Below are 965 nucleotides of genomic sequence, written 5' to 3' on the forward strand. Positions count from 1 at the left end.
ATTTAACAGAAAATTATATAATAGATATTATAAATAATTATTATACTGCTTTTTTATATAAAAAAAATGTAGTTGGTATGGCATTCGGAAATAAACTAATTAATAATATAGATACTAAAGAACCTTGTTTACAAATATTTGTAAAAGAAAAAATTCCTTCAAATAAATTATTAAATTATGAAATAATACCTAAAATCTTTAAAGGAATTAAGACAGATGTTATTGAATCAGGTGTTTTTGAGTTTAATGGTTCTAGCAACAAAAATTTAAAAGATATAGCTTTATTAAAAGAAGCTAAAAGACCCATACAATCTGGTTTTGAAATTAGTCCTTTAGCAGAACCTCCTGTTCCTACAGGAACTCTTGGCGCTATAGTATTTGATAATGAAAGTGATACCCCCTATATATTAAGCTCTTCTCATGTATTATCTAATTATAATAAACTTCCTATGGGAACTCCAATTATTCAACCTGCAAAAAAAATTATAAACACTCAAACTTCAAATAATCAATATAATAAAGTAATTGCTTATTTATATAAAAAAACCTTTCTAAATTATTCTTTAATAAACACTTATTCTCAAGGTTATAAATTTTCAGAAATTGAATTTAATTATGCTGATTGTGCCATTGCTAAAATAACTTCTAATACATCATATAATAAAGAAATTTATAAAATAGGAACTATAAAAGGAATAAAAGAACCTAAAGTAGGTTTAAAAATAAAAAAAATTGGTAAAGCTACAGGACTTACTACAGCTACTATTACTTCTATAGATGGAATTTATAATGTTACATTTGAAAATTATTTATTTGCCTTTAAAAACTGTATAACTTGTGAAAAAATATGTAAACCTGGAGATTCTGGTAGTTTAGTTTTAGATTATTACAATAGAGTTATAGGATTGTTAATAGGTTCTTCTGTACTACATGATGTTATAACTCCAATTAATCCAATATTAAAT

General features: G+C 23.7%; 1 protein-coding gene. It reads left to right on the top strand.

Annotated elements, in window-relative coordinates:
• Window positions 1–965: chymotrypsin family serine protease (locus GBZ86_RS17520; protein ID WP_170272309.1), on the top strand; the 965-nt coding region annotated here is incomplete at both ends.

This window comes from Clostridium tarantellae, from assembly GCF_009295725.1.
GTDB lineage: Bacteria > Bacillota > Clostridia > Clostridiales > Clostridiaceae > Sarcina > Sarcina tarantellae.